Origin of the sequence: Streptomyces sp. NPDC038707 (assembly GCF_040636485.1) — a bacterium.
In the GTDB taxonomy this organism is placed as follows: domain Bacteria; phylum Actinomycetota; class Actinomycetes; order Streptomycetales; family Streptomycetaceae; genus Streptomyces.
Window position 1 is genome coordinate 213,631 of sequence record NZ_JBEZUP010000004.1, and the last position, 13,846, is coordinate 227,476.

A 13,846-nucleotide genomic window follows, 5' to 3' on the forward strand; every position below is an offset into this window, starting at 1 on the left:
TCAGAGCCTCTTCTCGTACCAGGCCACGTCCCAGTAGCGGCCGAACTTGCGGCCGACCTCGTGGAACGTGCCGACGTGCCGGAAGCCGAAGCGGGCGTGCAGCCGCTCGGAGGGCTCATTGGGCTGGGCGATCCCGGCGTAGGCCCGGTGGACGTCCTCCCGGGCCAGCGCCTTGAACAGGGCCTCGTAGAGCAGGGTGCCGGTGCCGCGCCGGCCCGCCTCCGGGGCGACGTACACCGAGGTCTCCACGGACGTCCCGTAGGCCGGCTTCGGTCGGTGGGGGCTGGAGGTGGCGTACCCCAGGATCCGCCGCGAGCCGGCGTCCGTGGCAACCATCAGCCGGTGCGGGCCGTCTTCCGGGTGGGAGAGCAGCCAGGGGCGGCGCTCCGAAGGGGTGAAGACGGTCGTGTCGAATGTGATGGCCGTCTCACGGACGTAGTGGTTGTAGATCGCCGTCAGGGCGTCGAGGTCTGCCTCGATTCCCGGTCTGACCTGCACTTCGGCATGCTCCGGCGGCATCTGGCCTCCCTGTGTGGCGGACAGGGTACTGCATGATCAGAAAATTTGCGGGGCGGGTTGGGAATTCTGTCCGGATTCCAGTCGTTGTTTCCCTCGGATGCAGGGCACTCGGAGAGAGTCCCTTCAGTGCCGCGCGTTCGCCAGGACCACCCGCCCGACCACCATCGCAAGGGAGCACGCATGGCAACCCGTGCCGTCGCCCGTCGTCAGTCCGCCACCGGCGAGACGGCCGACTCGGCAAGCAGTGTTCGCGCTCATGGCGGCGAGATCGCAGACCGCGACCTGGTCGGCATGTACCTCGACGAGATCGCGCGTACGCCGCTGCTCGACGCCGCCAAGGAAGTCGAGCTGTCCCAGACCATCGAAGCGGGTGTCTTCGCGCAGCAGGTGCTCGACGGCGAGGAGGAGTCCCGGACGGACGCCACCCGCGAGGAGCTCGAGGCCCTGGTCGCCGCCGGTGAGCGCGCCAAGGACGTCTTCATCCGCTCCAACCTCCGACTGGTCGTCGCGGTCGCCCGGCGGTACCCGCGCAGCGGCCTGCCCCTGCTGGACCTGATCCAGGAGGGCAACGCCGGCCTGGTGCGCGCCGTGGAGAAGTTCGACTACCGCAAGGGCTTCAAGTTCTCCACGTACGCCACCTGGTGGATCCGCCAGGCCATCACCCGCTCCATCGCCGACCAGTCCCGCACGATCCGGCTCCCCGTCCACCTGGTGGAGGAGCTGGGCCGCATCCGCCGGGTGCAGCGCGAGTTCAACCGCGAGCACGGCCGCGACCCCGAGCCCGCGGAGATCGCCGCGGAGCTGGGCTCGACGCCGGAGCGCGTCGTCGACGTCCTGGACTGGGCCCGCGACCCGGTCTCGCTGAACATGTCGGTGGACGACGAGGGCGAGACCCAGTTCGGCGACCTGCTGGAGGACACCTCGGCGGTCTCCCCGGAGCAGTCGGTCCTCACCCTGCTGCGCAGCGAGGAACTGGACGACCTGATCGGCCGCCTGGACCAGCGCACGGCCTCCATCATCAAGATGCGGTACGGCATCGAGGACGGCCGCGAGCGCACGCTGACCGAGGTCGGCAAGGAGCACGGCCTCACCCGTGAGCGCATCCGGCAGATCGAGAAGCACGCCCTGCTGGAGCTGAAGAAGCTGGCCCGCGACACGGGGTTCGACGCGGCGGCGTGACGGCGGCGAGACAGCAGCGGCGTGACGGCGGCGCGGCGGACGGCCCCGGGGGGAGCCCCGTCAGCGGCGTGGCGGACGGCCCCGGGGGAGCCCCCGTAGGGGAACCGCCACCGGCGCACTGCCCCGTCTGGTGCGCGCCGGGCGGCTCGGGTGGCGAAAGACGGCGCAAACATGGCGCGGTCCCGCCGCTTCAACCGCCGGGCCCGAGGGAACAACCCTTCCGGGCCCGCAAGCGGGGCCCGGGGCCGGCACTCCCCACCCGCCACACCCCCACACCGCACCACCGGCCGACGACGACGCCGGCCGACCCACGCGAGCCACGTCCCGACGCACATCCCCCCGGCGGCGGGACCTCCCGAGCCGGGCTCCGGCGCCTATCCCCCCCCAGGCGCCGGGGCCCGGCCTTCACGGTGGGCGTGTCCGGCACGTGCGGCGCGGGTGTCGCCGCGTCCCGCAGGCGTGGGAGAACTGGAACGGCGGCCCACCCCGTACCTGAACCCCGGGGTGGACCGCCGGATGGCAGATTCTGCCACACGGGCATAGCCTGCCGGGCATGAGCACCACCCAAAGCACCGCCCACCAGCCGTTTTACGCCTCCGCGCCGGTGTCCCTCACCGAACGCCGGAAGGCCGAGACACGGATGGAGATCGCCCGGGCGGCGGCGGCCCTGTTCGTCCGGCAGGGCCTGCGGGCGACCCGCGCCGAGGACATCGCCCAGGCCGCGGGCGTCGCCCCGCGCACGTTCTACCGCTACTTCGCCACCAAGGAGGAGGCGGTCGCCCCCCTCTATGCCGCCGGTGCCCAGCGCTGGATCGAGGCGGTCCGCACGGCCCCGGCCGACCTGCCCGTTCCGCAGGCCCTGGAACACGCGGTCCGGCACACCCTGACCCCCGGCCTCGGCGTCTCGGCCGCGTCCTGGGAGTGGCTGCGCACCCTGGTCCGCCTGGCCGGCACCAGTCCCGCCCTGCGCAAGGTCTGGGCGGAGGTGTGCCAGGCGTCGGAGGGCGCGCTGGCGGAGATCCTCGCGTCCCGGACGGCCGGCCCGACGCCCCCGGCACCCCACGAGCCCCCGCGGCCCGGCCCGGAGTGCGGCACGCCGGGCCCGGCTCGGTCCGGCCCCGAGTGCGGCGCCGCGGATTCCGCGCGGGTTCCGGAGTGCGGCACCGCGGAACCGGTACGGCTCACCCCGCGGCTCCGGTTCGCGGCGGCCGTGGCAGGGGCCGCCGTACGCGTCGCCGTCGAGGCCTGGGCCGCCACGGCGACCCACCCCACCGGATCCGAGGGCCCCGCGGCCCTGGCCGTGCGGAATCTGCGCGCGCTGCGGGATTTCGCGTGGGGTGAGGATCCGGAGGAGGGCCGGTCCGGAAGTGCCGTGCTAGGTCCCTGAGGCCTCTGCGGTTCCCTGCCCGGCCTCGGCCGCCCTGCTCAGGCGGTCGCCCAGCCGTCGTACGCAGTCCACCAGTCCGGCCGGCCCGCGCACCGCGAACTCCGCCCCCGGTCACCGTCACCGCGGTCCTGGCCGTGCGGAATCTGCGCGCGCTGCGGGACTTCGCGTGGGGTGAGGATCCGGAGGAGGGCCGGTCCGGAAGTGCCGTGCTAGGTCCCTGAGGCCTCCGCGGTTCCCTGCCCGGCCTCGGCCGCCCTGCTCAGGCGGTCGCCCAGCCGTCGTACGCAGTCCACCAGTCCGGCCGGCCCGCGCACCGCGAACTCCGCCCCCGTCATCGCCAGCCGCACCGCCAGCCACTCCATCGGATCGCCCGTGGTGCCCCGCAGGACACAGCCGCCCGCGCCGTCGTCCTGGGGCACCCCGACCCAGGCCGGGACCCGCGCGGAGATCCGGTCGGCCGGCGCGGCGAACCGCACCTCGAAGGCGTACGTCTCCCGCTGCCGGTGGATGGACTGCCGCAGGTACTCCGCGGCGCTCCCCGTCGGCAGCTCCCGCGGCGCGAACCGGACGCCGGTCGCGAACGGCTCGCTCACCCGGTCGACCCGGAAGGTACGCCAGTCCGCCCGGTCGACGTCGTAGGCGACCAGATACCAGCGCCGCCCCGTCGACACCAGCCGGTGCGGCTCGGTCAGCCGGCGGGAGGCGCTGCCGTCCTTGTCGCGGTAGGCGAACCGCAGCCGCTCGTGCCCGGCCACCGTGGACGCCATCACGGTCAGCGTCTCCGGCGCGATGCTCGGCCCGTCGCCGAGGGTCAGCGGGGTCGTCGCGGCCTGGAGCGTGGACACCCGGTGGCGCAGCCGGGACGGCAGCACCTGCTCCAGCTTGGCCAGCGCCCGTACGGCCGCCTCGTCCACCCCCTCGATGGCGTGCCCGGCACCGGCCCGCAGCCCCACCGCGATGGCCACGGCCTCCTCGTCGTCCAGCACCAGCGGCGGCATCGCCTTGCCCGCGACCAGCCGGTACCCGCCGTCCGTGCCCCGCGTCGCCCGCACCGGATAGCCCAGCTCCCGCAGCCGGTCGACGTCCCGCCGCACGGTCCGCCGGGACACCCCCAGCCGGCCGGCCAGCTCACCCCCGGGCCATTCACGGGGCGTCTGGAGCAGGGACAGCAGCTGGAGCAGCCGGGCCGGCGTGTCGGTCGTCATGGCGACGAGCATGCCGCACCTTCAGGACAGGATCTGACCTATCGGCGCCCTAGGTTCGTCCCATGACCACCACCCCTACGTCGCTCGCGGCCCCCGCCGACCGCACCCGCTGGCTCGCCCTGGCCATCGTCATGACCGCGGCCTTCATGGACCTCGTGGATGTGACGATCGTCAACATCGCCATCCCGTCCATCCAGCGCACCGAACACGCCTCGGTCGGGCAGATCCAGTGGATAACCGCCGGCTACGCCCTCGCCTTCGCCGCCGGACTGATCACCGGCGGCCGGCTCGGTGACATCCACGGCCGCAAGCGGCTGTTCCTCGTCGGCATCGGCGGCTTCACCCTCGCCTCCGCCCTGTGCGGCTTCGCGGCGAACCCGGAGATGCTCGTCGCCTCCCGCTTCCTCCAGGGCGGCATGGCCGCGCTGATGGTGCCGCAGGTGCTCTCGATCGTGCACGCCACCTTCCCGGCCCACGAACGCGGCAAGGTCTTCGGCCTGTTCGGCGCGATCGTCGGCCTCGGCGCGGTCTCCGGCCCGCTGCTCGGCGCGCTGCTGACGGAGTGGAACCTGTTCGGCCTGGAGTGGCGGCCCATCTTCCTCATCAACCTGCCCGTCGGTGTCCTCGCCTGGTTGCTGGGCCGCCGGTTCATCAGCGAGTCCCGGGCCCCCAAGGCGCTGAAGCTGGACCTCGTCGGGGTCGCACTGGTCACGCTGGGCCTGCTCATGCTGCTCTACCCGCTCATCCGCGGCCGCGAGCTGGGCTGGCCGCTGTGGGGACACGGCTCGATGGCCGGCGCCCTCGTCGTCTTCGCGGGACTGGTGGCGTACGAGCGGCGCAAGGCGGCGCGGGACGGCTCCCCGCTGGTCGAGCTGTCGTTGTTCCGGGTGAAGAGTTTCGCCGCCGGGATCGCCGTACAGACGGTGTTCGGGGTCGCGCTCGGCATCTTCTTCCTGGTCTGGACGCTGTACATGCAGATCGGCCTGGGCTGGAGCCCGCTGCGGGCCGGGCTGACCGGGGTGCCGTTCTCGCTCGCGGTGTCCACGGCGGCCGGGCTGTCGGTGCAGCGGCTGGTCCCGCGGTTCGGCCGGAAGGTGCTCCGGACGGGCGCGCTGGTGATGGGCGCGGGCGTGCTGCTCTACCTGTGGGAGGCCGGCCGCTACGGCCTCGCCATCGCGCCCTGGCAGATGGCCCTGCCGCTGGTCGTGATGGGGCTCGGCATGGGTCTGATCGTCGCGCCGCTGACCGACGCGGTGCTCTCGGAGGTGCCGCGCGAGCACGCCGGTTCCGCGTCCGGGCTGATCAACACCGTGCAGCAGATGGGCAACGCGCTCGGGCTGGGACTGGTGTCGGTGGTCTTCTACGGACGGATCGGCGACCGGCTCGCCCTGGACCGGATCGGCCCGGCCTTCGTGGCCGCCTTCCAGCACGCGCTGTGGTACGTCGCCGGGATCATGGGCGTGATCTTCCTGTTGATGTCCGCCCTGCCCAAGCGCCCGGCCCAGCACGTGGAGGGCGCGGGGGAGGAGGCACCGGCGGGGGAGCGGGAGGCTGAGCCGGAGCTGGTGCACTGACGACGTACGGCCGTGCGGGCCCGGCACCGTTCAGGTGCCGGGCCGTTGCGTTGTCCGTTCATGCCCGATGTGGATCCGAATCTGTTTACTTTCCGAGGCGCCGGACGTAACCTCCCGGGGAAACCACACGTTCGGGCATGCGGCGGAGGCGAACGGACATGTACGCACCGGAGCGGCAGCAGGAGATCCTCCGGCTCGCCCGGGACGGCGGCCGGGTGGACGTCCTCTCGCTGGCCGAGGAGTTCCAGGTCACCGCGGAGACGATCCGCCGCGATCTGAAGGCCCTCGCCCGCGCCGGACTCGTCCGCCGCGTGCACGGCGGTGCCATCCCCGTCGGCCGCCTCGACTTCGAGCCGGACCTCGCCGAGCGCGAGACCACCGCCGCCGACGAGAAGGACCGCATCGCCAGGGCGGCCCTCGCCGAACTGCCCCCCGAGGGCACGGTGATCCTCGACGCCGGTACGACGGTGGCCCGCCTCGCGGCGGCCGTCCCGCTGGAGGCGTCCCTCACCGTCGTCACACACAGCCTGCCCATCGCCGCCCGGCTGGCCGACCACCCGGGCATCCAGCTGCACCTGGTCGGCGGCCGGGTACGGCACCGCACGCGCGCCGCCGTGGACGCCTGGGCGCTGCGCGCGTACGGCGAGATCCGCGCCGACGTGCTGTTCGTCGCCGCCAACGGCTTCTCCGCGGAGCACGGTCTGACCACCCCCGACCTCGCCGAGGCCGCGGTGAAGCGGGCCGCGGTCGGCGCCGCCCGGCGGGTGGTGCTGCTGGCCGACTCCGGCAAGCACGGCCAGGAGCACTTCGCCCGCTTCGGCGGCCTCGGCGAGGTGGACCTGCTGGTCACCGACAGCGGGCTGAGCCCCCAGGACGCCGCCGCCATCGAGCGCGGCGGCACGGAAGTGGTGCGCGCGTGATCCTCACCGTCACTCCGAACCCGTCCCTCGACCGCACCTACGAGGTGCCCGCCCTGGAGCGGGGCGAGGTCGTCCGCGCCGACGGCGAGCGCGTGGACCCCGGCGGCAAGGGCGTGAACGTCTCCCGGGCCGTCGCCGCCGCCGGCCGGCGCACGGTCGCGGTCCTGCCCCTGGGCGGGGCGCCGGGCGCGCTCGTCGCCGAGCTGCTGGACGCGCAGGGCATCGAGGTCGCGCCGGTCCCGGTGGCCGGCGCCACCCGCTCCAACATCGCGCTCGCGGAAGCCGACGGGGTGCTCACGAAGATCAACGCGCCGGGCCCGGAACTGTCGGCGGCCGAACAGGAACTCCTGCTGGACACCGTACGGTCGCACTCCCGCGCCGCCGACTGGATCGCCTGCTGCGGCAGCCTGCCCCGGGGGCTCGCGCCCTCCTGGTACGCCGACGTCGTCACGCGGGCGCACGCCGCGGGGGCACGGATCGCGCTGGACACCTCGGGTCCCGCCCTCCTGGAGGCGCTGCGGGCGCGGCCCGACGTGGTGAAGCCGAACGCGGAGGAACTGGCGGAAGCCGTCGCGCGCCCCCTGGCCACCGTGGGCGACGTGCTGAAGGCGGCCGAGGAGGTGCGCGCGCTGGGTGCGCGCGCCGTCCTGGCCAGCCTGGGCGCCGACGGCCAGCTCCTGGTGTCGGACGCCGGCGCCTGGTTCGGCAGCGCGCGCGTGCCCGCCGTCCGCAGCAACGTCGGCGCCGGGGACGCCTCCCTGGCCGGCTTCCTCATCGCCGGCGGCACCGGCCCCGAGGCCCTGGCCTGTGCTGTCGCGTACGGTGCGGCGGCGGTCGGGCTTCCGGGGAGTGTGATGCCGGTGCCGGCCGACCTGGATCCGGCGGCGGTGACCGTGACGGCGGAGGTTCCGCTGGGCCGGGAGCTGAGGGAGCAGGTGTCATGACGCCGCTCGTCCGGCGCGGCGCCCGCCCGGGCCTTCGCCGGTCGTGCTTCCACCGGCCGGGCGGACAGGCCGGTTCCGTGTTCCGTACCGCCCCATCCCCTCACCGCACCCCCGTCCCCACCCCCGCCCGCCCCGGCCCCCGGGCGGCCCGCGCGCAGAGGAGCCCGCGATGAGCGACATGATCAGCGCGGACCTGGTCGACCTCGACCTGTCCGCCGACACCAAGGAGGCGGCGGCCCGCGCCCTCGCCGCACGCATGGTGGCCCGGGGCCGGGTGACCGACCTGGAGGGGTTCCTCGCCGACGTGGCCGCCCGCGAGGCTCAGCTGCCGACCGGGCTCGAGGGCGGCATCGGCATCCCGCACTGCCGCAGCGTCCATGTCACCGAGCCCACCCTCGCCTTCGGCCGCAGCACCGCCGGCATCGACTTCGGCGCGACGGACGGCCCGGCCGACCTGGTCTTCCTGATCGCGGCGCCCGCCGGTGCCGACGACGCCCACCTCACGATCCTCTCCTCCCTCGCCCGCAAGCTGATGAACGCCGAGTTCACGGCCGCGCTCCGGGCAGCGGACGACACCGAGACGGCGGCGGCACTGATCCGCGGCGACGAGCCGCCGGCCCGGCCCGAGGCACGGGCGGCCGCTCCTGCCACCGCCCCCGAGAACACCCCGAGTGCCCCTGAAGACACCGCTGTGGCTCCGGCGGCGGCCTCCGCCGGAGCCACAGCGGGCAGCACGGCCCGTACGGGCGTGGAGCGTGCCGACGGGTCCGACGCGCCCTCCGCCGCAGCGGCCACAGCGGCCGCAGCCGCCCCCACCGCTCCCGGTTCCGGCGGGCCCCGGCCCTTCCGGGTCGTGGCCGTCACCTCCTGTCCCACCGGCATCGCCCACACGTACATGGCGGCCGAGTCCCTGGAGAACGCCGGCCGGGAGGCGGGTGTCGAGCTGGCCGTCGAGACGCAGGGGTCGGCCGGTTTCACCCGGCTGGACCCGGCGGTGATCGAGGCGGCGGACGGCGTGATCCTCGCCCACGACGTCCCCGTACGCGACAAGGACCGTTTCGCGGGCAAACCCACCGTCGACGTGGGCGTGAAGGCGGGCATCAACCGCCCCGCCGAACTCATCGCCGAGGTCCGCGAGAAGGCGGCGCGCGGCGAGGTGAGCACTCCGGCGCACGCCCCGGCGGGCACACCGGTCGAGCGCGCGGGTGACGCCACCGAGGGGTACGGCACCAAGCTCCGCACCTGGCTGATGTCCGGCGTCAGCTACATGGTCCCGTTCGTCGCCGCCGGCGGTCTCCTCATCGCCCTCGGCTTCGCGGTCGGCGGCTGGCACGTCGACAAGGCGCCGTCGGTCATGGACCACTTCCTGTGGACCCGGGCCGACAGCTGGGGCGCGCTGCTCTTCCAGATCGGCGGCGTCGCCTTCACGTTCCTCGTCCCGGTCCTGGCCGGCTACATCGCCTACGGCATGGCCGACCGGCCCGGCCTCGTCCCCGGCTTCGTCGGCGGCGCGATAGCGCTGGACGCGGGCGCGGGCTTCCTCGGCGGCCTGGCGGCCGGTCTCCTCGCCGGTGGGGTGGTGAGGGCGATCCAGCGGGTGCGGATCCCGCCGGTGCTGCGCGGCATCATGCCGGTGGTGGTGATCCCGCTGCTCTCCTCGGCGGTCACCGGCTTCCTGATGCTGGTCGTGATCGGCAAGCCGGTCGCCTCCGCGCAGAAGGGCCTCACCGACTGGCTGAGCGGGCTCACCGGCACCCACGCCGTGCTGCTCGGCGCCCTGCTCGGCCTGATGATGTGCTTCGACCTGGGCGGACCGGTCAACAAGGTCGCCTACGCCTTCGCCACCGCCGGCATCGCCGTCGCCGACCCCAGCGACTCGGCGATGCGGATCATGGCGGCGGTGATGGCGGCCGGCATGGTCCCGCCGCTGGCGATGGCCCTGGCCACCACCGTGCGCGGCCGGCTGTTCACCCCGGCCGAGCGCGAGAACGGCAAGGCCGCCTGGGTGCTCGGCGCGTCCTTCATCTCCGAGGGGGCGATCCCGTTCGCGGCGGCCGACCCGCTGCGGGTCATCCCGTCCGCGATGGCGGGCGGCGCGCTCACCGGCGCCCTGTCGATGGCCTTCGGCGCCACCCTGCGCGCCCCGCACGGCGGCGTCTTCGTGGTCCCGCTGATCGGCAGCCCGCTGCTGTACCTGGTGGCCGTCGCGGCCGGGGTGTGCGTCAGCGCGGCCCTGGTGGTCCTGCTGAAGGGAATGCGCGGGCCGGTCACCGGGTCCGGGACCACCGGCCCCGCCGACCACCCGGCCGGAACGCCGGAGGGCACCGAACAGCCGGTGGCCGCCTGACCGCCGTAGCCCCGGCCCTGGCCCCGACCCCGGTCCCGGCCCTTCACGGCGTCTTGTCCCTTTGCTCCGCTGTGAGTTGTTCACGGCACCTGCGAGATACATCACGGTCCGGGCTCGAAGTCCCGGACCGTGGTGTGTACTGGGTGTATGCCTGAGCACGCCCCGACTCTCCAGCTGATCGGCGTGACCGTCCTCGCGGTGGCGGCCGTCGTGTGGGCCGGCGTCCTGCTGCGCCTGCTGCGCCGCGCGGGCCTCGGCGCCGGGGCGGCCGGCGCCCGGCGCCGCACCGTGCCGCTGCCCGCCCTGCCGCTGCCCGCCGTGCCGCGCCAGACCCGGGTCGGCCCGCCGAGGGAGTCCGTCGAGCTGACCCCCGCCGAACAGGACGCCTTCGCCGGGCTGGTACGGCACCTCGCCAACGGCTGACCCTCAGGGCCGTCCGGCCTGCCCGCGCCCGGCGGACACCGGGGCCGCCCGCGTCACCCCTGCCGTGCCGCGCGCCGCTCCATCGCCTCCCGGGCCGCCTCCCGCGACATGTACACCTCGCACATGTGCCGCCCGTCAGGCGTCGCCGTGTGCTCCACCTCCCAGAGGGAGACCTCGGTGCCGTCCGGCAGCAGGAAGGCGTGTTCGTACAGCGCGTAGCTCAGACCCGTGCGGCCGGCCCGCCCCGGGCGGCCGAACGCCTGGGTGATCTCGTGCGCGGTCGCCGTCGCCAGCAGCGCCGCCGTGTCGGCGCCGGGACGGTCGGGGTTCTCCGCGCGGCGCAGCAGCCGGCGCGCGTGGTCCGCCGAGTCGTCCGGCGCGAACACGTGCCGGGGCTCGGGGACCGCCCACAGTCGCATCAGCGCGGGCAGTTCCGCCTCCTCGGTGTCCGGCGGCAGCCCGAGCCGCGCCGTGGCGGTCCGCAGCTCCTCCTCGTCCAGATACACCTCGTGCTCCGGCGCGCTGCCCGGGGTGGGGTTGTGCACCAGCTCCCACAACGTGACCGCCGAGCCGTCGGCGAGCAGCCAGGTGTGCCGGTACGTCTCCCGGTGCAGCCCCGAGCTGTGGTAGGCGGAGTGCAGCGAACTGTCGTGCGCCAGCGCGCGGTCCAGCAGCAGTATCACCTCGTCCGGCAGCTCGAAGGAGTTCAGGGCACGGCCGAGGAGTCGCGCGAGATGCTCCTCCGGAGACTCGGGCGACTCGGCTGGTTCGTACGCTTCGGTCTCGTACGGAACGCTCAAGGCTTCTCCCGGCGTTGCTGCATGTCACCTTGTGGGTGCATACCGTAGCCCCTCGGTCGGACATCGTGCCCGGGAACCGGGAAAACGTACGCCGGGAAAACGCGCGGGCCGCGCGAAGAGTTCCCGCGCGGCCCGCCGCTGAGTCAAGAACCGCCGGTCAGGCGGCACTTCCCGCGGTCCAGGCGCTCCACGACATGTTCCAGCCGTTGAGGCCGTTGTCGGGGGAGACCGTGGTGTCCGGGGAGTTCTTCACGATCACGACGTCCCCGACGAGCGAGTTGTCGAAGAACCACTTGGCCGTCGTGGCGCCCTGGGCGCCCTGCACGTCCGCGAGACCCACGCAGCCGTGGCTGGTGCCCGTCCGGCCGAACGGCGGGTTGCCCTTGTTGTACCAGTAGTTGCCGTGGATGAACGTCCCCGACGTCGTCAGCCGCATCGCGTGCGGCACGTCCGGTATGTCGTACTCCCCGCCGAAGCCGACCGTCGAGCCGTTCATACGGGTCTGCGTGAACTTCTCGGAGATCACCATCTGCCCGTTGTACGTGGTGTGCTCCGGGCTGCCCGCCGAGATCGGCACCGACTTGAGGGTCTGCCCGTCCCGCACGACCGTCATGGTCTGCGTGTTGACGTCGACCGTGGAGACCTGCGACCGCCCGACGGTGAAGGAGACCGTCTTCTTCTGCACGCCGTAGACGCCCTGCGCGCCCTGCACGCCGTCCAGGTCGATGTTCATCGTGACCTTGGAGCCGGCCTTCCAGTACTCCTGCGGCCGGAAGTCCAGCCGCCGGTCCCCGAACCAGTGCCCGGCCACCTGCTGGCCGCTGCTGGTGTTGACCGTGATGTGCGACTGCACGGCCTTCTTGTCGCTGATCGACTTGTCGAAGGTGAACGACACCGGCATGCCCACCCCGACCGTCGCGCCGTTGTCCGGCGTGTAGGTGCCGATGAAGCTGTTCGCCGGGCTGACGGTGGTGAAGATGGAGTTCGCCGCGGCCGTGCGGCCGTCGGCGTCCTTGGCGGTCGCGTTGATCTCGTACTTCGTCGCGCGCTCCAGCTGCTGCTTCGGCTTCCAGGTGTGCCCGTCCGCCGATATCGCCCCGGGCACGGCCTGCCCCGAGCCCGCCACGGTCATCTTCACCTCGGTCAGCCTGCCGTCGCTGACCTTCACTCCGGTGGCGTTGATGGACGCCCCGGTCGAACCGTCCTTGGCCGATATCGCGATCTTCGCCGTCGACGTCTTGGGGGAGTCACCGCCCTTGTCGTCGTTCTTGGCGTTGGCGCTGCCGCCGCAGGCGGTCAGGGTGAGGGCGCCGACCATCAGGGCGGCACAGGCCCCCAGTGCGCGCCGCGCTGCAATGTCCGGCGTTGTCACGGGCTGCTCCAGGTTCGTGTGATGTGCGGGATCCGTTGCGGTCGTGGGGGAAGAGTGCGCGGGTGCCGGAGAAGGTTCCCGCCCGTCCCCGCTGACGCCATCACGTGACAGAACCGCGACAATCCAGCCCCCCGCGTCACTCCTTCCCGTACAACTCCGCGTACGACGGCCACACTCCGCCGGGACCGTCGACCGTCCCGGCGGCCCGCACCCCCCGGACGATCGCCCGCGTCACCAGGTCCGCGCCGGCCGCCAGGACGTCGTTCAGCGCCAACGGGTGCGTGTCCAGCGGGCGGTCGCCGGTCGCCAGCGCGAACACCGTGTCCCCGTCGTGCAGGAGGTGCACCGGCCGCACCGCCCTGGCGATCCCGTCGTGCGCCGTGCCGGCCAGCTTCTGTGCCTGCGCCTTGGTCAGCGCGGCGTCCGTCGCGACCACCGCCAGCGTCGTGTTGAGGGGCGGCGGCGCGTTGCCCGCGGCGGCCTCGGCCAGGCGCCGCCGCGCCGCCTCGTGCACCCGCTCGTCCGGGTACGCCACCCGCCCCTGGAACAGCTCCCCGTACAGCACCCCCGTCTCCGGATCCAGCACCGCTCCCGCCGCGTTGACGACGGCCAGTGCCGCCACGGTGATCCCCGAGCCGAGGACCGTGCTCGCGGTGCCCACGCCGCCCTTGAGCAGCCCGGCGACGGCACCCGTGCCGGCGCCCACGCACCCCTGTGGCACCCGCGCGCCCGGTGCGCTCGCCGCCGCGGCCTCCACCGCCGCCCGGCCCGTCGCCGCGTCCGGGCGGGCCTGGAAGTCCCCGCCGCGCCCCAGGTCGAAGACGCACGCGGCGGGCACCACCGGCACCACATGCGCCGGATCCGGGCCCACGGGCACCCCGCGGCCCCGCTCCTCCAGCCAGGCCATCACCCCGGACGCCGCGTCGAGCCCGTACGCGCTGCCCCCGGTCAGCACCACGGCGTCGACCCTCCGGACCACGTTGCGCGGGTCGAGCGCGTCGGTCTCCTTGGTGCCGGGCCCGCCGCCGCGCACGTCCACGGCGGCGACGGCACCGCCCTCGGGCGCGAGGACCACCGTCGTCCCGGTGAGCCAGCCGTCGCCGGTCCGGGTGGCATGGCCCACCCGCAGTCCGGCGACATCCGTCAATGCGTCAGCTGTCATGGACGCCAGTCTGT

At 73.9% G+C, this 13,846-nt stretch carries 12 protein-coding genes; 7 read left to right on the top strand and 5 right to left on the bottom strand.

All coding sequences use genetic code 11. The annotated features are described in order from the left end of the window. Positions 1-519: an N-acetyltransferase family protein gene (locus AB0E62_RS07920; RefSeq protein ID WP_362189701.1), complete on the bottom strand. Its 519-nt coding sequence runs from the start codon at positions 517-519 to the stop codon at positions 1-3. 180 nt (positions 520-699) lie between these two features. Here AB0E62_RS07920 and AB0E62_RS07925 point away from each other — a divergent pair, with 180 nt between their 5' ends. Together AB0E62_RS07925 and AB0E62_RS07930 are read left to right on the top strand one after the other, a co-directional pair. Then, complete coding sequence (locus AB0E62_RS07925; RefSeq protein WP_030779177.1) at positions 700-1,698, top strand: sigma-70 family RNA polymerase sigma factor; 999 nt, start codon at positions 700-702, stop codon at positions 1,696-1,698. Positions 1,699-2,338: 640 nt separating this feature from the next. Then, entirely contained in the window at positions 2,339-3,085 is a 747-nt protein-coding gene (locus AB0E62_RS07930) for a TetR family transcriptional regulator (RefSeq protein ID WP_362190131.1), read from the top strand. A gap of 209 nt (positions 3,086-3,294) precedes the next feature. Here the strand turns inward: AB0E62_RS07930 and AB0E62_RS07935 are convergent, their stop codons facing one another. Continuing rightward, entirely contained in the window at positions 3,295-4,290 is a 996-nt protein-coding gene (locus AB0E62_RS07935) for a WYL domain-containing protein (protein WP_362189704.1), read from the bottom strand. A gap of 62 nt (positions 4,291-4,352) precedes the next feature. On the opposite strand from AB0E62_RS07935, the gene AB0E62_RS07940 reads away from it, so the two are divergent. The 5 genes from AB0E62_RS07940 (at position 4,353) to AB0E62_RS07960 (ending at position 10,498) form a co-directional block, all read left to right on the top strand. After that, positions 4,353-5,864, top strand: coding sequence for an MFS transporter (locus AB0E62_RS07940; protein ID WP_362189707.1), 1,512 nt, complete (start codon positions 4,353-4,355; stop codon positions 5,862-5,864). A gap of 158 nt (positions 5,865-6,022) precedes the next feature. Beyond that, entirely contained in the window at positions 6,023-6,784 is a 762-nt protein-coding gene (locus tag AB0E62_RS07945; RefSeq protein ID WP_362189710.1) for a DeoR/GlpR family DNA-binding transcription regulator, read from the top strand. Next, positions 6,781-7,728: a 1-phosphofructokinase gene (gene pfkB, locus AB0E62_RS07950; RefSeq protein WP_362189712.1), complete on the top strand. Its 948-nt coding sequence runs from the start codon at positions 6,781-6,783 to the stop codon at positions 7,726-7,728. Before AB0E62_RS07945 ends, pfkB begins: the two co-directional genes overlap by 4 nt. A gap of 169 nt (positions 7,729-7,897) precedes the next feature. Continuing rightward, positions 7,898-10,075 (top strand): fructose-specific PTS transporter subunit EIIC, encoded by a 2,178-nt coding sequence (locus tag AB0E62_RS07955; RefSeq protein WP_362189714.1) that lies wholly within the window; start codon positions 7,898-7,900, stop codon positions 10,073-10,075. Positions 10,076-10,222: 147 nt separating this feature from the next. Next, positions 10,223-10,498 carry a hypothetical protein gene (locus tag AB0E62_RS07960; protein ID WP_362189716.1) on the top strand — a complete coding sequence of 92 codons (276 nt, stop codon included), beginning with the start codon at positions 10,223-10,225 and terminating at the stop codon, positions 10,496-10,498. A gap of 53 nt (positions 10,499-10,551) precedes the next feature. On the opposite strand, the gene AB0E62_RS07965 is transcribed toward AB0E62_RS07960, so the two are convergent. The 3 genes from AB0E62_RS07965 to AB0E62_RS07975 all read right to left on the bottom strand — a co-directional run bounded on the left by AB0E62_RS07965 (position 10,552) and on the right by AB0E62_RS07975 (position 13,832). Then, positions 10,552-11,298 carry a DUF6227 family protein gene (locus tag AB0E62_RS07965; protein WP_362189718.1) on the bottom strand — a complete coding sequence of 249 codons (747 nt, stop codon included), beginning with the start codon at positions 11,296-11,298 and terminating at the stop codon, positions 10,552-10,554. A gap of 157 nt (positions 11,299-11,455) precedes the next feature. Then, the gene (locus AB0E62_RS07970) at positions 11,456-12,670 is read right to left on the bottom strand and encodes an Ig-like domain-containing protein (RefSeq protein WP_362189720.1); all 1,215 of its coding nucleotides are present in this window, start codon (positions 12,668-12,670) and stop codon (positions 11,456-11,458) included. A 136-nt stretch (positions 12,671-12,806) separates the two neighbouring features. After that, a complete protein-coding gene (locus AB0E62_RS07975; RefSeq protein WP_362189723.1) occupies positions 12,807-13,832 on the bottom strand; it encodes a P1 family peptidase in 1,026 nt (341 codons plus the stop codon). Between the last annotated feature and the right edge of the window lie 14 nt (positions 13,833-13,846).

Bases quoted from the DNA above. Each gene is read 5' to 3' on its own strand.
- AB0E62_RS07955 (WP_362189714.1), top strand. From the start codon at position 7,898: ATGAGCGACATGATCAGCGCGGACCTGGTCGACCTCGACCTGTCCGCC.
- AB0E62_RS07930 (WP_362190131.1), top strand. From the start codon at position 2,339: ATGGAGATCGCCCGGGCGGCGGCGGCCCTGTTCGTCCGGCAGGGCCTG.
- AB0E62_RS07945 (WP_362189710.1), top strand. From the start codon at position 6,023: ATGTACGCACCGGAGCGGCAGCAGGAGATCCTCCGGCTCGCCCGGGAC.
- AB0E62_RS07925 (WP_030779177.1), top strand. From the start codon at position 700: ATGGCAACCCGTGCCGTCGCCCGTCGTCAGTCCGCCACCGGCGAGACG.
- AB0E62_RS07920 (WP_362189701.1), bottom strand. From the start codon at position 519: ATGCCGCCGGAGCATGCCGAAGTGCAGGTCAGACCGGGAATCGAGGCA.
- AB0E62_RS07975 (WP_362189723.1), bottom strand. From the start codon at position 13,832: ATGACAGCTGACGCATTGACGGATGTCGCCGGACTGCGGGTGGGCCAT.
- AB0E62_RS07935 (WP_362189704.1), bottom strand. From the start codon at position 4,290: ATGACGACCGACACGCCGGCCCGGCTGCTCCAGCTGCTGTCCCTGCTC.
- AB0E62_RS07960 (WP_362189716.1), top strand. From the start codon at position 10,223: ATGCCTGAGCACGCCCCGACTCTCCAGCTGATCGGCGTGACCGTCCTC.
- AB0E62_RS07940 (WP_362189707.1), top strand. From the start codon at position 4,353: ATGACCACCACCCCTACGTCGCTCGCGGCCCCCGCCGACCGCACCCGC.